Annotated in this window: 14 protein-coding genes; 7 read left to right on the top strand and 7 right to left on the bottom strand. The window is 65.6% G+C overall.

From position 1 onward, the window contains the following. Positions 1-2 precede the first annotated feature (2 nt). The 3 genes from CEY05_RS29315 to CEY05_RS29305 form a co-directional block, all read right to left on the bottom strand. Positions 3-1,052: a tripartite tricarboxylate transporter substrate binding protein gene (locus CEY05_RS29315; RefSeq protein ID WP_088600817.1), complete on the bottom strand. Its 1,050-nt coding sequence runs from the start codon at positions 1,050-1,052 to the stop codon at positions 3-5. Between the two features lie 119 nt (positions 1,053-1,171). After that, positions 1,172-2,074 carry an amidohydrolase family protein gene (locus tag CEY05_RS29310; RefSeq protein ID WP_088600816.1) on the bottom strand — a complete coding sequence of 301 codons (903 nt, stop codon included), beginning with the start codon at positions 2,072-2,074 and terminating at the stop codon, positions 1,172-1,174. A gap of 11 nt (positions 2,075-2,085) precedes the next feature. Further along, positions 2,086-2,880 carry a class II aldolase/adducin family protein gene (locus CEY05_RS29305; RefSeq protein WP_088600815.1) on the bottom strand — a complete coding sequence of 265 codons (795 nt, stop codon included), beginning with the start codon at positions 2,878-2,880 and terminating at the stop codon, positions 2,086-2,088. Positions 2,881-3,037: 157 nt separating this feature from the next. Between CEY05_RS29305 and gcvA the strand changes: the two genes are divergently transcribed. The 4 genes from gcvA to CEY05_RS29285 all read left to right on the top strand — a co-directional run bounded on the left by gcvA (position 3,038) and on the right by CEY05_RS29285 (position 6,643). Next, positions 3,038-3,934, top strand: a complete 897-nt coding sequence (gene gcvA, locus CEY05_RS29300; protein ID WP_088600814.1) for a transcriptional regulator GcvA — start codon at positions 3,038-3,040, stop codon at positions 3,932-3,934. Positions 3,935-4,096: 162 nt separating this feature from the next. After that, entirely contained in the window at positions 4,097-4,894 is a 798-nt protein-coding gene (locus tag CEY05_RS29295) for an aldolase/citrate lyase family protein (protein ID WP_088600813.1), read from the top strand. An 84-nt stretch (positions 4,895-4,978) separates the two neighbouring features. After that, on the top strand, positions 4,979-5,953 hold the full coding sequence (locus tag CEY05_RS29290; protein WP_088600812.1) for a tripartite tricarboxylate transporter substrate binding protein: 975 nt from the start codon (positions 4,979-4,981) through the stop codon (positions 5,951-5,953). A gap of 36 nt (positions 5,954-5,989) precedes the next feature. After that, the gene (locus CEY05_RS29285) at positions 5,990-6,643 is read left to right on the top strand and encodes a GntR family transcriptional regulator (RefSeq protein ID WP_088600811.1); all 654 of its coding nucleotides are present in this window, start codon (positions 5,990-5,992) and stop codon (positions 6,641-6,643) included. A gap of 112 nt (positions 6,644-6,755) precedes the next feature. On the opposite strand, the gene CEY05_RS29280 is transcribed toward CEY05_RS29285, so the two are convergent. Both CEY05_RS29280 and CEY05_RS29275 read right to left on the bottom strand, forming a co-directional pair. Beyond that, the gene (locus CEY05_RS29280) at positions 6,756-7,520 is read right to left on the bottom strand and encodes an SDR family NAD(P)-dependent oxidoreductase (RefSeq protein ID WP_088600810.1); all 765 of its coding nucleotides are present in this window, start codon (positions 7,518-7,520) and stop codon (positions 6,756-6,758) included. Next, entirely contained in the window at positions 7,517-8,839 is a 1,323-nt protein-coding gene (locus tag CEY05_RS29275; RefSeq protein ID WP_233161768.1) for an MFS transporter, read from the bottom strand. The genes CEY05_RS29280 and CEY05_RS29275 overlap by 4 nt, the downstream gene beginning before the upstream one ends. A 268-nt stretch (positions 8,840-9,107) precedes the next feature. Between CEY05_RS29275 and CEY05_RS29270 the strand changes: the two genes are divergently transcribed. Next, positions 9,108-9,815, top strand: coding sequence for a GntR family transcriptional regulator (locus CEY05_RS29270; RefSeq protein ID WP_088600808.1), 708 nt, complete (start codon positions 9,108-9,110; stop codon positions 9,813-9,815). A gap of 274 nt (positions 9,816-10,089) precedes the next feature. Then, a complete protein-coding gene (locus CEY05_RS29265) occupies positions 10,090-11,697 on the top strand; it encodes a methyl-accepting chemotaxis protein (protein ID WP_088600807.1) in 1,608 nt (535 codons plus the stop codon). A gap of 23 nt (positions 11,698-11,720) precedes the next feature. Here CEY05_RS29265 and CEY05_RS29260 read toward each other — a convergent pair whose 3' ends face one another. Beyond that, positions 11,721-12,434, bottom strand: coding sequence for a BTAD domain-containing putative transcriptional regulator (locus CEY05_RS29260; protein ID WP_143220704.1), 714 nt, complete (start codon positions 12,432-12,434; stop codon positions 11,721-11,723). 224 nt (positions 12,435-12,658) lie between these two features. Here CEY05_RS29260 and CEY05_RS29255 point away from each other — a divergent pair, with 224 nt between their 5' ends. Beyond that, on the top strand, positions 12,659-13,519 hold the full coding sequence (locus CEY05_RS29255; RefSeq protein WP_088600806.1) for a class I SAM-dependent methyltransferase: 861 nt from the start codon (positions 12,659-12,661) through the stop codon (positions 13,517-13,519). A 231-nt stretch (positions 13,520-13,750) separates the two neighbouring features. Here CEY05_RS29255 and CEY05_RS31175 read toward each other — a convergent pair whose 3' ends face one another. Continuing rightward, entirely contained in the window at positions 13,751-20,089 is a 6,339-nt protein-coding gene (locus CEY05_RS31175) for an autotransporter outer membrane beta-barrel domain-containing protein (RefSeq protein WP_143220702.1), read from the bottom strand. Positions 20,090-20,265: the final 176 nt, after the last annotated feature.

Here is a 20,265-nt window from a genome sequence, read left to right as displayed (position 1 = left end):
TATCAGGACTTCGCGGGAGCCGTCTCGTGGTCGATGGCGCGGTATTTTTCCACCGCTCGCTTGAGGATAGCACCGAACGCTGCCGGGCTTTCGCTGGGCTTGACCTCGATGCCCTGCTTGGTCAGCACCGCCTCGGTCTCCGGACGCCGCAACACTTTGGCGATGGCATCGTGCAGCTTCGCCACGACTGGCGCGGGCGTCCCGGCCGGCGCCAGGATGGCGTTGAACGTATCGTCCTCGAAACCCGGCAAGCCCGCTTCGGCGATGGTCGGCACGTCCGGCAGCAGCTTGGACCGAGTCGTGGTCGTCACGCCCAGCGCATTGAGCTTGCCGGCCTTCACATAGATCCCCGACGTGCTCACCTGGTCGAACATGATCATCACCTGTCCGCCCACCAGGTCGGTCAGCGCCTGCGAATTTCCCTTGTAAGAAACGCTCAGCATTTTCAGGCCGGCCTGCTTGCTGAAGAGTTCCGCCGCGATGTACCCCGTCGATCCCACACCCGAGGACGCATAGGACACTTCGCCGGGATGCGCGCGGGCTCGCTCTATCAGCGCCTTGACCGTGCGTTGCGGCACCGTGGGATTCGCCACCAGCACCATGGGAATCTGGCACGTCTGCGTAACCGGCGCGAAGTCGGCGATGGGGTCATAGCCCGCGTCGGGCACGAATTGCGGCGCCGAGGCGAAAGTGTTGGCGACCGCCAGCAAGGTATAACCGTCGGCCGGCGCGCGCGCCACCTCGCGGGTTCCCAACAGGCCGCTGGCGCCCGGCTTGTTCTCCACGATCACGGACTGGTGCAATTCCTCGGACAGTCCTTTCGCCACCAGGCGCGCCACCAGATCCACCGTGCCGCCCGCGGCGACCGGCACGATGATGCGTATGGGTTTGTCGGGATAGGCGCCGGCGGCCTGCACCGGCGCCATCGCACAGGCCGCCGTGAGGGCAAAAAGACCGGCGAGCATGCCGGCGATCCGTCCCGCGCGCATCGTGGCGTGCGGACGCATGGACGTAGCGGAACGCGCGGCGGAACCGCGCATGGAAATCTTCATGGTTGTCTCCTGATACTTATTATTTGGGCTACACGTCCCTCGTCCCTAGCAAATCGCCAGCGACGAGAGCGCATAACCGAACTGCACCGGGCGCCGGGCCTCCGCCGCCCGGCTCGTGCTTAAAATTCGTATAACCGCGCAGGGTTGTCGACCAACAGCTTGCGCGCCTCTTCCGGCGATGCGACCCATTCCAGGCAGCGTGCCATCGCCCGCGCATCGTCTTCCGCGCGAAACGGCGTGATCTGGTCCAGCGGCTTGGGCTTGCCCGCCGCCGATCCGGGATGCGGCCAATCCGAGCCCCACAGCACGCGATCCGGATTGGCGGCGATCAGCGCACGCGCCAGCGCCGCGGCGTCCGTGTAATCCGGCAGCTGCGAAATGCGATAGGGCGCGGACAGCTTCACGTAGACGCGCCCGCTGGCCACTGCGTCGCACAACATCGCGAAACCCGGCTGATCGGTACCCTGTGCCGCCTGCGCCCGGCCGAAGTGGTCGACCACCAAGGCCACGGGCAGCTTGGGCAGCGCATCGGCCAGTGCCGACAACGTGGCCAGATTCGTAAAGGTCTGCACATGCCAGCCCAGGTCGGCTACCCGCCGCGCGGCCCAGAACAGACGCTCGCGCGCATGGGCCGGATCGTGCTGCCCGGTGGTCTCCAGGTTCACCCGCACCCCGCGCACGCCCGCCGCGTGCATGGCACGCAAGGCATCGTCGGAAGTCGACTCATCGATCACCGCCACCGCGCGTCCGGCCTTGCCAAGCCGCGCCAGCGCGTCCAGGGTGCAGCGGTTATCGGCGCCGTATGCGCTCGGCTGCACGATCACCATGCGGTCGACGCCGATACGTGCGTGCAGCGCCAGCAGTTCATCCAGGGTCGCCGCCGCCGGCGTATAGGTGCGAATGGGATCCCAGGGATAACGGGTGCCGTCATCGAAGACGTGAACGTGGCAATCGCAGGCGCCCGCATAGCGCGCCGGCACGGCGGAGCCACCCCCGCGCGGCGTGGACATGGTTGCATTCATCGCGGCTCCCCTCAGGCGGCGTAGGACGGATAGCCGCCCGGCTCGGCATCGAGCAGGCGCAACATCGCGTGCCATTCGAGTTCGCCATAGGGACGGCGGGTGCCGGGCTGGTACAGATGCGCGGCGCGCTCCAGCACCTCGTTGCCGGGCACCGCGACGTTCTCCAGGCCGCCCGCCATGGCATCGACCTGCGCGCGACAGGACATCTCCAGCTGGTACATGAGGTTGAACGCCTGCGCGATGGACGCGCCGCACGTCAGCAACCCGTGATTGCGCAGGATCATGGCGTTGTGGGCACCCAGGTCGTGCACCAGGCGTTCCTGTTCCGCCAGGTCGATGGCCGGACCTTCGAACCCGTGATAACCGATATGGTCATGAAAGCGCGACGCCGTCTGCGTGATCGGCAGCAGGCCGCTGCGCATGGCCGATATGGCCATGCCGGCACGCGTGTGGGTGTGGATCACGCAATGCACATCGGGCCGGGCGCGGTGGATACAGCCATGGATGACGTACCCGGATCGATTGATGCCGTAGTCCGTGTCCGGCTTGCGCAGCACATTGCCGTCCAGGTCGATCTCGACCAGGTTCGACGCCGTGATCTCCTTGTACAGCAGGCCGTAAAGATTGATCAGCAGGCTGCCAGGCTTGCCGGGAATCTGCGCCGTGATGTGGTTGTAGATCATGTCGGTCATGCCGTAACGATCCATCAGCCGGTAACAGGCCGCCAGGTCGCAACGCGCGCGCCACTCTTCAGGCGAGACCTCGTCGCGTAGCGACGGAAAATCGGTGCCATATCGGGTGTTCATCTATGTCTCCTGCCCCAATAGCGTAGTAAAAGTAATGGTTTGGGGGCTGACCGCCTGGTCCCACAATGGCACCGGCGGCATCTGGTACCGATCTTAGGCATGTGCCGCGCCGGACACCATCTAGAATATTTCAACGCTCCATTAGAAAATCTAATACATGAATCCCTTGCTGCCCCCGCTCAATCCCCTGCGGGTCTTCGAAAGCGTGGCGCGCCATCTCAGCTTCACGGAGGCCGCGCAGGAACTGCACATCACGCAAGGCGCGGTCAGCCATCAGATCAAGGCGCTGGAATCCTGGCTGGGTTTCGCGGTACTGGAACGGGGCGGCCGCCGGCTGCGCCTGACGCGCGGCGGCGAGAACTATGCGGCCGCCCTCACCCAGGCCTTCGCCCAGATCACCGGCGCCACGCGCGAACTGGTCTCGACGGGCGCCAAGCAGGTGCTGACCGTACGTGGCCACACGACCCTGTTCGTGCGCTGGCTGATTCCCTTGCTACCGGCTTTCCAGGCGGCGCACCCGGACATCAACGTGCGCCTGAGCGGCGCGGTGGAAGGCGTGGACTTCACCCGCGAGAATGCGGACATAGGCATCGTCTACGGCGATGGGCCGTGGGAGGGCTTGCGCAACGACCTGCTGTTCAGCGACGAACTGACGCCGGTCCTGGCGCCCGAGCTGGCGCGCCGCCTGCCCACCCCTTGCACGACCGAGGCCCTGCTCGAACTGCCCTTGCTGCATTCGAATCGCCGTCCGCAACACTGGCCGGACTGGATCCGGCTGGCCGGCGCCCAGCGCGGTGTCACCGCCGGCGACATGTACTACGAAGACCTGAGCATCATCTACCAATGCGCCACCGAAGGCCTGGGCGTGGCGCTGGGCCAGTTGCGCTACCTGGAGAAAGACCTGGCGCATGGACGCTTGATCGCTCCGCACGACCTGGTCTTGCGCCGTCCCAGGGGCTATCACCTGGTCTGCCCCGCCAACCGCGCCGACGAAGCCAAGGTCGCCTGTTTCCGTAACTGGCTGATCGCGCAGGCACGGAAGAATGGGCGCTGAGGTTTAACTGCAATTCATCCTTTCGATTCCTACAAGTGATTTTCTTCAGCCTGCTGCCGTCTAAGAATTAGCTAACTAGATTGCTAGCAATTATGTTGACTTCCATAAAGGACTGGATTTAAGGTACGCAAAACGAGCCATAACCCCCCGGAGACACCCACCATGACCCGACTCTTTGAAAAACTCGCATCCGACCAGATGGCCATCGGCGTATGGCTCAAAGGCGGCCCAAGCTGGGTATCCACCATCGCCCGCGGCGGCTTCGATTTCGTGCGGCCCGACATGATGTTCTCCGCCATGGACTGGCGTGAACTTGACCACATCAACCAGGCCGCCAAGGTGGCCGGGCTGACAACCTGGCTGCGTGTCGCCGCCAATCCGTGGATGGCGGGCACGGACCAGATGCAGGTGACGGTGGATGTCGCGCGCGCGTTCAGCCTGGGCGTGCCCATCGTCGGCGCGTCCATCGCATCGGCGGCACAAGCGCGGGTTTGCGTGGAGGTCTCCAAGGACTGGCACCGTTCCGGCGCCGGCGAATATCCGGACTCCACCTCGTCTTTCACGGCGATGAACAACAAGGCGTCGGACATGGCCATCTTCGTGCCGCATATCGAGGCTCGCAGCGCCATCGACCAGATCGACGAGATCCTGGAGATCGACGGTTTGCGCATCATCATGCTGGCCATGACGGACTTCAGCCAGGCGCTGGGCCATCCTTTCCAATACGAGCATCCCGAAGTCTGGAAAGCGGTGGATGGCATCGTCGCCAAGGCGCGCGCGCGCGGCATCGTCGTGGCGGCCAACAGCGGCTATGACTTCAAGACGCCCGAGCAGATCCGCCCACGCATCCAGCGCATGCGCGAACATGGCATCGGCATCTGCCTGATGCAGGGCGCCGATACTTTCCTGGAGAATTCCGCCAAGACACTGCTGAACGACGTGCGCAAGACACTGGCCTGAGCCAGGAGCCCCGTGGCAGGAAAACACTGGCAGCCAGAGCCAGGCCCGCCTGCCGCGGGACGCAACCACCGGAGGAGATGAACCATGCGTACCTCTCTGTGCCGTCTTATCGCCTGGGCGCTGTTGTCCGTGGCGCCGCTGTCCGTCGCATTGGCGGACAGCTATCCCGCGCACCCCGTGCGCATCATCATTCCTTCGGCGCCGGGCGGGGCTTCCGACATGCTGGGCCGCCTGCTGGCCCAGCAATTGTCGGCCCAGTTGAAGGCGTCCTTCGTTCCCGAGAACGTGGCGGGCGCCGGCACGCTCATTGCGTCGGAGCAGCTGGCGCATTCGAAGCCGGATGGCTACACGCTGCTGCTGGTCACCAGCAGCCACGCCATCAACGCCGCCATCAAGAAGTCTCTGCCCTATGACCCGGTCAAGGACTTCGCGCCCGTATCGCTGGTGGCGACCTTGCCCGACCTGCTGCTGGTCAACCCGTCCTTGCCGGTGCATTCGGTAAGCGAGCTGATCGCGCTGGCCCGCAAGGAGCCCGGCAAGATCGCCTTCGGCTCCGCCGGGCTGGGCTCCGGCACGCACCTGGACGCGGAGCTGTTCCGCAGCATGGCCGGCATCGACCTGCTGCACGTGCCGTACAAGGGCGGAACGCCGTCGGTGACCGCACTGGTTGCTGGCCAGGTGCAGATGATGTTCTCCAACCCCGTCAGCTCACTGCCCCTGGTCAAAGCCGGTAAACTGCGGCCGTTGGCCATCAGCAGCACCAGCCGTTCGCCGCTGTTCCCGGATGTGCCGCCCATCGCCGAGGCCGGCGTGCCCGGCTACGAAGCACAAAGCTGGTACGGCGTCCTCGCGCCCAAGGGTACGCCGCCGGCGCTCATCGACACCTTGAATCGCGCGGTGGGCAAGGTGTTGGCCATGCCTGAGGTCAAGCGGCAGATCGAAGCGGCAGGCGGCGAAACCCGGGCCAGTACGCCGCAGGACTTCGAGAAACTGCTGACCGGCGATATCGAACGCTGGCGCAAGCTCGTGGCCAGCACGCCATCGCTGCAAGGGCTGTAGGTGGATCGATCATCAAACGCTACATCCGACGACATCATGACCAGTACCGAAGTCTGCGCCAAATTACGTGAACTGATCCTGCGCGAAGCTGTCCTGCCTAGTGAACGGCTGGTGGAGTCGGTCTATGCCGAACGCTTCGGCACCAACCGCAATGTCGTGCGCCGGGCCCTGGTCATGCTGGAGCGCGAAGGCCTGGTCGTGATCGAGCGCAACAAGGGCGCGCACGTCCGCCGCATCAACCCCAAGGAAGCCATCGAGATCACGGAAGTGCGTAGCGCGCTGGAGACCTTGCTGGTCCGCCATGCGGCCGAACGCGCGGGCGAGGACGACAAGGCGGTCTTGCGCCAGACCTTGCAGGCCGCGCGCCAGACCTTGGCACAGGGCAGCGCCATCGAAGTCGGCGCCGCCGCCCGCCGGGTGAGGGAACAGATATGGCGCATCTCCGCGCACGAGACGGGGCGCCAGATCATGCTGACGCTGAATTCCCAACTGATACGCATCTGGTTCCACGCCATCCTGCAGCCGGGCCGGCCCGAACAGATCCTGGACGGCATCGAACGCGTGGTGAAGGCGATCGAAGCGAATCGTCCCGCCGACGCGATCGAGGCCATCCATGCCTACCACGCGCAGTCGATGACCGCGCTGACGCATGCGCTGGAAAGCGCGGGCGCGGTCTTCGATCTGGCTTGAAAAGCAGCGAGCGACGGATTGACAGTCCGCCGCTCCGCGACCGAGCCATCGGCCATCCCGGCGAGATTACCTTGCCGAATGCGTCCCGCCATCGGCGGCCCTGACCAGGTATCTAGCCTAGATACGCCCCACCATTGGCGTGCAGGGTTTGCCCCGTCAAATATCGCGCTTGCGGCCCGCACAGGAAGGCGACGAGGTCGGCCACTTCCTCGGAGGTACCGCGCCGCCCCAGCAACGTGCTGTGGGATCCATGATGCGCCGGCGCCCCGGTAGCCGAATGGCCGCGCACGGTGTCGATCAGCCCGGGCACCACGCAGTTGGCGGTGACGCTGCTGTCAGCCAGGTCATGTGCCAGCGCGCGGGTCAGTCCCACCAGTCCCATCTTCGCCGCCATCACGTGCGCGCGCCCGGACGACCCGGCGTGCGCCGACATACCGCCGATATTGACGATGGCGCCGGCCGGCGACTTGCGCAGCCAGGGCGTGGCGGCCTGCGCGCACAGGAAGGCCCCGTCCAGGATCACACCGGTCACCTCGCGCCATTGCTCCCACGGCATATCGTCGATGCCGGACTCGCGCCGCACGGCAGCGTTATTGACCAGGATATCGATACGGCCGAACTGCGCGACGGCAGCATCGATCAGCCCGTGTGCGCCGCGCGGCTGCGATACGTCGCCCAGATGCACCAGCGCCTGCCCCCCGGCGTCGCGCACCAGCGCGGCCGTTTCCTCGGCCATGTCGGCGGACGTATGCACATTGACCACCACGCTGGCGCCCTGCCGGCCCAGCGCCACCGCAATCGCGCGGCCGATGTTGCGGGCGGCGCCGGTAACCACCGCCACTTCGCCAGCCAGAGGTAGATGCTTGTCAGTACTCATGCTGCGTGCTCCTGTTGTTGATATTGCAAATAGTCGTTGCGGGGCACTTCCAGCGGCTTGTCCGGCCGCATCCAGAAGGACATCACGATCCCGAAGGCCAGGATGGCGATGGACACCACGAAGGGCGACGTATAGCTGCCCGTCACATCGACGATGTAGCCGAAGGTGATGGGCGATGCCACCGCCGCCAGCCCCGCCGCGGTGCTGACGAAACCCGTGGCCACGCCCGCATAGGCAGGCGCGATATCCATGGGCGTGGCGAACACCGGTCCCGCGCTCAACTCCAGGAAGAACAGCGCAATCGCCAGGCACAAGGCCACGGCAATCTCGTTATGCAGGAACAGCACGCTGGCCAGGAACGGAATGGACCCGCCGAATCCCAGGATCACCACATTGCGCCGCGCGGCATTGAGCTTGCCCGTCCGCGTATACAGCCAGTCCGTCAACATGCCGCCCGCGGTGTTGCCGATGACGGCCGCGGCAAACACCGCCCCGGAGTGGAAGGCCGAATGCTTCAGGTCGATATGGAAATGCGAGACGAAGAAACTGGGTAGCCAGCTCAGGTACATCCACAACGCCCAGGCATGGGCGAAGAACACCAGCGTCACCGGCAGGATGCGGCGAAACAGCGCCAGCCATGGCACGGGCGGCCGATCCCCGCCGCGCCCGCGGCCGACCTGGCTGAAGGCCGGCAGACCCGCAAGCTCGCCGGCCGTCACGCCGCCATGTTCACGCGGATCGTCGCGGAAATAGGCGTACCACACGACCACCCACACCAGGCTCACCGCGCCCATCACCATGAACGAGCCCCGCCAGCCGATGAAGGGAATCATGAAGACCACCAGCGGCGGCGTCAGCGCAGCCGCGGCACGCGACGCCGAATGCGTGAAGCCTTGGGCGAAACCGCGCCGTTCGCGCGGCACCCAGTTGCTCATGGCCAGCGTCGCCACGGGTATCGTGCCGCCCTCGCCCGTTCCCACCAGCAGGCGGGCGAACACCAGTCCCGCCAAGCCGCCGGCAAAGCCGGTCATCAAGGTCCCCAGGGCCCACAGCACACCGGAGATGGCGAGCATGCGCCGCGGTCCGATGCGGTCTCCCATATAGCCGCAGAGGATCTGGAAGATCGCGTAGCAGTAACCGAAGGCGGACAAGGCCACGCCCAGGCGGGTATTGCTCAAGCCGAATTCCTTCTTGATCAAGGGCCCCGCGACGGAAAGATTGACCCGGTCGACGTACTCGATGAAATACATGGCGCAAAGCAGCAGGAACACCCTGCCCGGCGCGCCCCGGAACATCCCGGGCTTGACGGTAATAGACATGTCTCGAACTCCACGTTGTGTCGCGGACGCTTGGGCGTCCGTCTTTTCGGCGTGGTCTTCCCGCAGCGGACCAGAGAATCCATTGGCCACTTAGGCGATTTTCTCGCTCATATTGGCTCTGATGGCGGCAATTCTACACATTGCCGACAATTAGACAATATGGAATCCGTGAACATTTGCTATCCTGACCCTACCCTGAAGATAGTCAAGGCCGCGCCGGCGTCGTACCATCCCCGGCGAAGCTGATTACTCCTGCCGATTCCATCCCATGTCGCCTACGCCTAACATCCCTATCGATCTGTTCCGCTCCATGACGCTATCCGCCCTGGTGCAGGACGAGATCCTGCGCGGCATCAAATCGGGCGAACTGACCGGGGGCTCGCGTTTGAACGAAAGCGAACTGTCGCAACGCCTGGGCGTCAGCCGCAGTCCCTTGCGCGAAGCCTTTCGTGCGCTGGAAGAAGCGGGACTGGTGCGCCTGGAAAAGAACCGGGGCGTCTTCATTCGCGACCTGTCGGATGAAGAAGCAGCAGAGCTTTATGACCTGCGCGCCGGCCTGGACGAGATGGTCGGACGCCGCGTCGCGCCGCGCATCACGGACGCCGAGCTCAAGGAGTTGGGCGAACTGCTGACTGAACTGGAAGGCACGGCGGCACCCGATGGCGTGAACCGCTATTTCGAATTGAACGTGGCCTTCCACGACCGCCTGGTGCAGATGACCGGCAACAACGCGCTGGTCGGCGTGTACCGCCAGGTGATCAACCGCATGCATCTGCTGCGCCGCCGCGGCTTCTCGCTCGCCGGCAGCTCCGCCGCATCGCACAAGGAACACCGCGCCATCCTCGATGCGCTGGCGACCCGTGACGCCGACACCGCCGCGCGCGCCATGCGCCAGCACGTCCACAGCGGCTTCGACCGCGCGGTGCAGGCGCACCATTTGCAGGAAGAAGAGAAGGCCTCCCACGAGGCTGCTTGAAGTCTCCCCAGGCCCGAAGCGCAACCGCGCGACTGCTGACGAAGCCCCACCGAGCCGCTTGCCAAACCCTTTTCCCAAGGCCGCGCAAGACTGCGCAATGCTGCGAAATTCTTTTCCCCGGATTCATCAATTTGTCGTGTTTTCGTGGAGCAGATCCCACGATTGCCCCTTATCTGGCCCCCCTATGATTTGAACAGGAGACAATCAGCCGGCGCCGTCCTGACGCCCTGATCCGTTGCCGTCTCTTCCACGTTCAATTCGCCGGGTTAGTCAGATGCATATCTCAAATCTAAAAATCGGTACCCGGCTCGCACTGGGTTTCGCCATCGTGCTCGCCCTGTTGGTCGCTGCCTCGTTGTTCGGCATGTATGAACTGCGAGCCATCGCCAAAGCCAACCGCGATACATTGGAAATCCCCTTGTCCAAGGAGCGCCTGGCCGCCGACTGGAGCCGCAACACCTTCGGCTCGATACGCCGGACTTCCGCGTTGGCGAAAAGCAGCGACAATTCCCTGGCGGCGTACTTCGCCAAGGATATCGAGCAAACCACCAAGTCCAGCACCGAAGTGATCAAGCAGATCGAACCCCTGCTCGACAACGAAGAAGAAAAGCAGCTGTTCGCCACGATCGGCCAGGTGCGCAAGCGCTACACCGACTCGCGCAATGCTGTCATGCAGCAGAAAGCGGCCGGCAATCTCGTGGAAGCCGAGCGCCTCTTCAACCAGGAATATGGGCCCAGTGCGCAGCAGTACGAAGACAGCCTGCAGACTTTCGTGGCGTTACAGCGCCGGGAGATCGACGCCGCCAAGGACGCCATCGACCAGACCTACCAGCGCAGCACGCAACTGTTGATCGCGATGGCCGTCATGGGCGTTTTGGCGGGCGCTGCCTGCGCGGTCTTCACCAGCCGCGGCATCGTGCGCCCCATCTCGTATGCCGTGCGTGTCGCCGATACCGTAGCGGGTGGCGATCTGACGCAAGACATCCAGGTGCGTAGCAAGGACGAAACCGGCCACCTGCTGGCGGCCCTGCGCACCATGAACACCAAGCTGGCCCAGACCGTGGCCGGCATCCGCTCCGGCTCCGAGACCATTTCTTCGGCATCCAGCCAGATCGCCGCCGGCAACGCCGACCTGTCATCGCGCACGGAAGAGCAGGCGGCATCGCTGGAAGAGACCGCCGCATCCATGGAGGAGATGGCCTCCACGGTGAAGCAGAACGCCGACAATGCGCGCCAAGCCAACCAGATGGCGGCCAAGGCGTCGGAAGTGGCGGAGCGCGGCGGCGTAGCGGTGGCCGAAGTGGTGCAGACCATGAACGCCATCTCGGCCAGTTCCCGCAAGATTTCCGAGATCGTGTCGGTCATCGACGGCATTGCATTCCAGACCAATATCCTGGCATTGAATGCGGCCGTCGAAGCTGCCCGCGCGGGCGACCAGGGCAAGGGCTTCGCGGTAGTGGCCGGCGAAGTCCGTACGCTGGCGCAGCGTAGCGCCAGTGCCGCCAAGGAGATCAAGAGCCTGATCGAGGACTCCACCGGCAAGGTCCACCTGGGCGCGGGCCAGGTGGAACGCGCTGGCGCGACCATGCAAGAGATCGTCGACTCGGTCAAACGCGTTACCGGCATCATGGGCGAGATCACCATGGCATCGGACGAGCAGTCGCGTGGTGTCGATCAGGTGAACATCGCCATCTCGCAGATGGACGAAGTGACCCAGCAGAATGCCGCGCTGGTCGAGCAATCGGCGGCAGCGGCCGGCGCCATGCAGGACCAGGCTGCGGAACTGGTGCGCGCTGTCGCGGCGTTCCGGATCGGGGGCACGCAGTCCATGAGCGTGACGATGATAGACACACGGCCGGGGATGCTCAGCCTGGCCGCCTAGGCAATGCAGGCCGGTGGGGAAACTCACCGGCACGACAAGGGAATAGCAGGCGCCAACCGCAGTTGCCGCCATGCGTCGCGCAGCGGCCGCCAATCAAGACCCTCGTCATCGAAGGCCCGGATCGCCGCGGCCAGATGCTCTTCACCCTCGCGCAGCCGCCCCAGGTCGTTCAGGGACTGCAGCATCGCGGTGTGGGCGCGTCGGTCAAAGGGAGCAATCCGCAGCCACTGGTCGAGGCAGCCGAAGCGCTCCTCGGACTCGATGGGCAGACCCGCGGCCAGTTGCTCCAACACCGTCGCCTGGCAGGCTCTCACGCGCCGCCGTTGCGCCACCAGCCAGCCGTCGAAGACGGGGCAGGATTTGAGCTGCAAGCCGTCCAGGAAATCGCCATCGAACAGCGCGGCCAGCGCGCGCAGACGGCGCACGCCTGGCCGGCCGACGCCCCGTCTCAGCGCCTGCTCGATGGTCAGGACATCGACGTGGCAATCGTGCAGATCCAGCTGTACCGTTTCCTGCACCGCCAGGACCCGGCGGCGGCCTGCATCGTCCAGCAGGGTTCTGGCCTTGCTCAAGCACCATCGCAACTCGCCACGAGGATCGCTCGGCCGGTCCCACAGCAACTCGCACAGATGGTTGCGCGTAACAGCGTGTGGGGCCAGGACAAGATACGCGATCAGCGCGCGCAGTTTGCGCGAAGGCGGCAAGACCAGGACGACGCCGGCCCGGCTGATCGCCATCGGTCCAAGCATGCGGACAAGAATGGCAGCCCCATCCACGGGAAAACCCCGCCCCCTTGCGGTCACGGATTCCACGCCGGCTACCACGCTCGCCCCCACGCTTGCGTCTTATCTTTGATTGCGGGCCGCGGGACACGACGCTGCCTTCGTCCCCCGGCCCTTGATTCCACGCTGTGCCGAAGGCGCCCGCCGACGCTCACCCTACGAGTCATTGGAGACAGATCATGTCCACACCCGCAACCGCCGTCGCGCAACCGCAGAACTCCGCGCAAAACTCCGAGCAACCCGATCTGCAAGCCCTGAAGACTCGCCAGCAAGCCACCTGGGCTTCCGGCGACTATGCCGTGGTCGGCACCACGCTGCAGATCGTCGGCGAGCAACTGTGCGAATCCCTCGACGTCCGTTCCGGACAGAAGATCCTCGATGTCGCGGCCGGTAATGGCAATGCCTCTCTGGCTGCCGCGCGCCGCTGGTGCAAGGTGGTCTCCACCGACTACGTTCCCGCGTTGCTGAGCCGTGCGCGCGAACGCGCGGCTGCCGAAAGGCTGGAGATCGAATTCCGCGAAGCCGACGCCGAAGCCCTGCCCTTCGAGGCCGCCAGCTTCGACGCGGTCGTATCGACTTTCGGGGTCATGTTCACGGCCAACCAGGACAAGGCGGCAGCCGAGATGATCCGCGTGTGCCGCCCTGGCGGCAAGATCGGCATGGCCAACTGGACGCCGGAAGGCTTCGTCGGCCAGGTCTTCAAGACCATAGGCAAGCACCTGCCACCGCCCGCTGGCGTCAAATCGCCCGCATTGTGGGGCACCCGCGCGCGCATCGACGAGATGTTCGGCAGCGACGCTGCGGAGATCCTGGTGGCAGCACGCCATTTCACCTTCCGCTACCGGTCGGCGGAACACATGCTGCACATCTTCAGAACCTATTACGGTCCGGTCCTCAAGGCTTTCTGCGCGCTGGACCGTGACGCCCAGAGCGTCCTGGAACATGACCTCATCTCGCTGATGGGGAAGTTCAATCGCTCTGGCGATGCGGGAGTGGTCGTGCCCAGTGAATACCTGGAGATCGTGATCACCCGGGGGTGAGCGGGCACCACTCCAAGCGCCGGCATGACGGGGGCCTTGCGGGCAAGCAGCAAACGGTGAACGGTCCATGGCACGACGCCTCCACGCCCATCCGTGCACGGAGCGGGGCGTACGGTGCGAAGCAGTGACATGCAAAACTGACGCGGAGGCGAGGCCCCCGCGCCAGGCCGGGACTGGTTTCCTGCGTGAAATCATACGCCCGGCCGCGGTGGGCAGCCAGCCCGCCCCCGCCTAGAACGGCACCATCACTTTCAGCGAACCGCTGTGGCTCTTGGTGTGGCTGGCCAACTCACCGTCATACTGCAGGCGGAAATCGACACCCTTGGCCGTCGACACCTGCAAGCCCGCCCCTATCCGGCCGATGACGTCATCCATGGGCGTGGACGTACCGAACGAACCCGTGCCGGCCGGCGCGCCCTGCAGGCTCGCGTTCGCGTTCCAGCTGTCCTTGTTGAGGAACATCATCCCCACGTAGGCGAAAGGCCGCAGGTATGCGCCGTTGGGCAAGTCCTTGCGCCCCCCGATCTCGATCATCGGCGACACGCCCAACACGTACTGATGGCTGCTGTCCACCGACAACCCCAGCGCGTTGTTGCCGTTCTCCGAATAGGAAGACATGCGGGTATAGGTCGCGTCGAAGTCCATGTACGGCTTCACGTACATATTGTTGTCGAACGCGAACGTCCGCGCCGCACGCAGTCGCACCCCGAAGTTATACATATCGGGCTTGCTCTTGAGCGTGTCCTGGTAGCCCGGAACGACGATGTCGCGATCCATGCGATAGGACCCATAACCGCCGCCCAGCGCACCGGAGAACGTCCAGGGACCGGCTTCCCGCTTCAGCACCAGGCCGGCATAGCCGCTGTCGCCATCGCCCTTGAGCCTGCCGCCGTCGCCGCGCAGATCGTTGTTCTGGTAGGCCATCGAAGCACCCACGAACCAGCCCGGACTCACCTGGCGCTGGCCGCCGAACTGATACGTCACGCTATCGAAGTGGAAATCCGAACTGCCGCGTTCGCCATCCTGCCGGGTGGAGCGCCCCGACACCAGGCCCCAGAAGCAATTCTGCTCGCCGGTCATGGCGCCGTTGCCGTTGGCGGTATTGAACGCCGGGCACGACATCATGTTGCCGGTGAACTGCCCCAAGGCCGCCATCGATTGCGCGGCCGGCGCGGCAATCGCGCCGGGCGACAAACTGTCCAGATTGCCGCGGTAGGCGTCGCCGCCCACGCGCGAGGAAAGATCCAGCTGGGCGAACAGCGGCGCCAGCGCGGAATTGCCGCCCCTGTCCCAGATCTTCTGCAGGAAATCCGCCACCTTGCCCTGGTTGCCGCCCAGGCTCATCGAAGGCGCGTGGAAATCGGCCGACACCGCCCGCACCTTGAAGTCCTGGCCATCCTGGCGCAAGCCGTAATCGATGACCGGACTATCCAGCGCCTGCAGCTCACCCTGCGATGTCCCCTGCACCGTCATCACCGTCACCTCGCGATTGGGCAGCAAGGCAGTCGGCACGACATTGACGCCACCCGCCAGCGTGGCGTTGCCCGCGACGGTCAGGTGGTCCGTACGCAGCTTGTCGAAGTCGGCATCGGTGCGTATCACACCGGTGGAAGTCTGGATGAAGTTGTTGCTGATGCGCAGTTCGTTGAAGGGACCGGCATTGCCGATGATCAGCTGCCCCTCGTTCGTCACGTCGGCCTGGTACAGCGACGCACCGACCAGCGTGCCGCCCTGCGCGTTGTGCAACTGGATGGTGGCGACATCGCCCAGCACTGCGGATGTCGGGATGGCGACGAAGCTCACCGGCGCCGCGCTTGGTGCGGTGTAGCCGCAGTTCGCGCCGGTATCGGCGTCCGTACACTGCACGCTGCCGTTGATGATGCCGTTGTTGGTGATGGTCAGCTTGTTGCCCGACGTTTGCAGCGAGTCGCCATCGTAATGGACGGCGACACCGGACGTGGCGCTGATGCTGCCACCGCTGCCGACGTTCAGGACGTTGTTCACGCCCTGCGCGATCCACACGCCATAGCCGAAGCCATTGGCGCTGGACCCGCCGGCCACGCTGCCGTTCACGTTCACGGTAACGACGCCGTTGTTGTCCGGACCTTGGCTCTGCGCGAAGATGCCGGTTGAACCGGCGCCAGTCACCGAGATCGACCCGCTCTGGTTGACGGTCACCGGGGACGCTGTGCCGCTGCCACTGGTCACCAGGTTACCGGCAAAACCATTGGAGGCGCTGCCGCCGATGCCACCGCCGCCGCCAATGGACTGTGCGATGATGCCGAAGGCATTTCTTCCAGAAGTGGCAAGCTTGGCATTGGTGGTGACGGTAACGGCACTGCCGCTCCCGTTACCGGTGACCCCGCTCGGCAGCCCGCCTTGGTTCAGGCTCAGCTGTATCCCCGAGCCCGTGTCACCGATGATGCCGCCGCCACCGCCGATGGATTGCGCCACGAGCGCATGGGCGCCATTGCCTTGAGTGGTGATGCTGCCACCCGTGATATCCAGATTGACGACACCGCCGGCGCCACTGCCGCCGCCCATTGAAAGCCCCTGCAGACCACTGGCCGAGCCGGTGGTGGCCACACCCCCGCCCCCGCCTATCGACTGCGCCAGCACGCCGATCGCACGGTCGCCGTAGGTATTCATGCCCAGGCCCGTACTCACAGTAATCGCGCCGCCGTTGCCCGTTGCGCCGTTACGCCCACCCAGGGTCAGCGACAGCTTCTGGCCGCCGGGGCTGGCCGCCGAGTCCGTATTGCCGGCGATGCCGATACCGCCGCCGGCGCCGATGGACTGCAGGATCAGGCCGAAAGCGCTGTCGCCATGCGTGGAGATGTTGGCCCAGCTCGCCTGGTTCACCGTGATATTGCCGCCGTTACCGCCATTGCCGCCGTCGCGGCCCACGGTGATGTGGCCGTCGGCCAAGGGCGAGCCCGACGCGCCGATGCCGCCCCCACCGCCGATGGACTGCACCACCACGCCGTGCGAACCGAAGCCGTAGGTGTTGAACAGATTGCCCGACAGCCCGTTCTCGAAAGCGTCATTGAAATACACGACGATGTCGCCGCCCGCGCCGCCACTGCCGCCCTTGCCGCCCACCGACAGCGTCAGGTGCGACGACTCGCTGCTGGATGAGGTCGTCGATGCGCCCCCCGCCCCGCCGCCGCCGCCGATGGACTGCAGCACCACGGCCTCGGCGTGGTCGCCATACGTGTTGATCTGCGATCCAAGGCTGGCCGGGGTGCTGCTGCTGCCGATGGTGCCGCCGTTGCCGCCACCACCACCGGTGCCACCCACACCCACGTTCAATTCATAGCTGGTGCCTTCGTCCTGGAAGGTACCGGCCACCTTTTTCAGCACGCCCGTCTCCGGGTCCGCCGCTTCGCCGCCAGCCACGCCGCCCAGGCCGCCAGAACCGCCGATGGTCTGCGCGACCAGGCCGTCGGCATCGGCACCGTAAGTCCTGATCTGGCCGTTGGACACGAGATTGATGGCACCGCCGGCACCACCCGATGAGCCGCCACGACCCACGTTGACCGTGCCGCTCACATCCGTGCTGCCGTCCTCGCCTTCCGAACTCAAGGACAGGCCGATCTGGCCGCCTTGCGACGCGCCACCGCCGCCGCCGATCGATTGCAGCAGCACGCCGCGCGCGCCGTCGCCGGCCGTGATCACCGAGTCGGTGTAGGTGCTGTTGAAGACCACGGTGCCGGCCGTGCCGCCACCGCTGCCCGTGCCGCCCAGGCTGATGGTGGCGCTGACGCTGGCGTCCGTGTTGCGGTTGCTGCCGCTGGCCGAGCCGATGCCGCCCGCGCCGCCGCCACCGCCTATGCTTTGCGCGACGATGCCGTTGGCGGAGTCGCCCCAGGTCTGGATACGGTTGCCACCGTTCAGGTTCACCGTTGTCGTGCTGGCGCATGTATTGAGCGAAGAGGTGCAGGCGGCCGAGCCGCCGTTGCCGCCGAAGGCCGCGCTGACCGTGGCGCCTACGCTACTGTCCGTACCGATTACGGTGGACGTCGACGTTGCATTACCGCCAACCCCGCCGCCGCCGCCGATGGACTGCGCCAGGATGCCGTAGGAACCGGCGCCGTATGTCGTGATGGCCGAACTGGACAGGTCAGCCTCGGCCCGGCCACCGCTGCCGCCACTGCCTCCGGAGCCGCCCACCGCGAACGATACGGCGGCGCCCACCGATGCGCTGTCATCCGGCACCGCGATGGCATAGGCTTTGGCGACCGATGCGCCGCCTGCCCCACCCCCGCCGCCGATGGACTGCACGACCAGGCCGTGCGAGTCCGTCGTGGTAGTGCCCGACGCGCCCGTGGTGATGCTGGCGTTGGAGAGCGTGGCATTGGCCGTCGAGGCCGCGCCACCGCCGCCGCCCGAGCCGCCCACCGCCACCGACATGGCAAAGCCCACGCCGACGCTGTACGAAGACGCCGCGCCGCCGGTGCCGCCACCGCCGCCGATGGATTGCGCCACCATGCCGTAGGACGTATCGCCGGACGTCTGGATGCTGCCGCCGCTAAGCGTGGCCGTCGTCGCGCCGCCGCCGCCGCCGCCACTGCCGGCCTGGCCGCCGATGGTGACCATGCCGGACGAACCGCCGCCGTCGCCGCCGCCGCCGCCGATGGATTGCGCCAGGATGCCGATGGCTGAAGAGCCTGTGGTGGTCACGCCCGCTGATTGCGTCACGTTGACCGTGCCGCCGCCGATCGCATTACCGCCGCTGCCGCCCAAGGCCACGATGCCGCTGCTGGCGCCCGCCGTACCGCCACCGCCGCCGATGGACTGCGCCACGATGCCGTGCGAGGAGGCCCCGCTGGTGTTGATATCGGTCATGCTGCTGATCGTGACCGTGCCGGGCGTGCCGCCATTGCCGGCGTTCGCGCCGGCTTCGCCAAACAGTTCGAAGTTGGAAGTGGTGCCGCCGCCGAAGCCGCCCATGGACTGCGCCAGCATGCCGATGGAGTTCGCGCCGTGGGTGGTGATGTTGCCGCCACCCAGGCCCTGCGACGCATTGCCCGTGGTGATCGACACCGCGCCGCCGTTGCCGCCCGTGCCGGCGTTTTCGGGGGTGAAGTCGACGATGCCGCTACTGGTTTCCACACCGCCACCTGCGCCGCCCGCGCTGCGCGCGACGAGGCCGTGGGATTCCGTGCCGTTCGTGGTGATGCTGGCGGACCCGCCCATCGTGACGTTGATCGTGCCGCCATAGCCCCCGGCCGCACCGTCGCTGTCTTCCCGACCCTCACCGCCGTTGCCGCCCAGGCTTAGCACGACCGCCCCGGGCAAGTAGTCGCCCGTTGTGTTGATGACCGAGCCACTGTTCATCGCGAGGGTGGACGTATATTGATTTGATCCACCCGTACCGCCTCTTTCACCAGAAGTATTGGTGACAGTCTGCGGGCCCGCGCCGCCGTTGCCGCCTACGTTCATCATGACGATGCCGCCGGACAAGGCGCCCCGGTTGGTCGGCTTGGCCAGCGGGTTGGTCGCCGTGACCGTGATGGCGCCAGCGTTTGTCACCGTTTGGGCAGCAGTGGTGGCCCCGTAGCCGCCGTTGTCGCTGCCGTCCTCGGAAGTCAGGCCGTTGCCGCCCTGGCCAAGGATGTACAGGCCGCGCATGCCCTGGGTCATGCTGGAGCCGGTCACGGATACCGTGACGCTGCCGCTGTTGGTGATGTAGCTGGTCTGCGAAGTATTCGCGCCACCGGCTTGTCCACCGTTACCGTTGGCCTGGCCGCCGTCGCCGCCGATGGATTCCACGCCGATGCCCCAGGCGTAGCGGCCCGCGTTGCCTGAAATAAGGTTGATCGAAGCGCTGTTGTCGATGCCGATGGCGTTGGTGCTACCGCCATTGCCGCCGACCTGGTCGCCCGTTCCGGCATTGTCTTGCTTGCCGCCTCCGCCACCGATACCGGCGGCGTAGATGCCAACGCCGCCATAGGGTAGTTGGCTGAGCGTGATCGAGCCGGTGTTGCTGATGCTGATGGCCGAACCTGCCCCGCCGCTACCGCCATTGCCGCCGCCGATGACGGTGACCGCTGCGTCGGCACCGCGGCCGCCGATCGATGCGCCATAGATACCGAACAGCGCGCCGGTGTCGTCCCAGATGCCCGGCGCGGAGCCCTGGCTGCTGGAGGCAGGCGATACGTTGACGTTGATCGTGCCGTTGTTGGTGATCGTGATGGTGCCGCCGTTGCCGCCGTTCGTGCCGTTATTGCTGGTGTCGCTGGATCCCGCGCCGCCCTTCAGGCGGACCAACAGGCCGGCTTGCGGAGATGAGGGGCTCAGGTTCGCAAAGTTGTTGACCGTGTAGTTGCCGCCGTAGTCGCCGTTGTTGGTCTTGGTTCCGGCAGCGCCGGTGAAGTCGACATCGATCTGCGCGCCCGAGCCGCCTTGGCTGGCGTCGGTGGTGCAGGTCGTGGTGGAGCTGGTGGAGGAACTGGCTGCCGGGCAGCTCAGGGCGGCGTCGGCGCGGGGCGGCATTGCCAGGCCGGCCAATATCAATGCGGACAACAACGGGGTCAGGGTCAACTTGGCGGCGACGCGGTCTCTCATCTCAACTCTTCTCGCAGGCATTCGGTCCCGGCCGGGGTATGCCACTGCCAAGTCACGCTTGGCTGGAATACAACGGGACGCAAGTTTAGGTAAGTGGATTGTTCCGTCTACCGGGGCGAGATTGAGATTTTTTCGATGAATTTGCGAATTCTTCCGACGAAATGAGGAGCTGGCGT

Origin of the sequence: Achromobacter sp. HZ34 (genome assembly GCF_002209485.1) — a bacterium.
Classification (GTDB): domain Bacteria; phylum Pseudomonadota; class Gammaproteobacteria; order Burkholderiales; family Burkholderiaceae_B; genus Bordetella_C.
The sequence above is the reverse complement of the archived record's forward strand: the minus strand, read 5'-3'. Positions and strand labels throughout refer to the sequence as shown.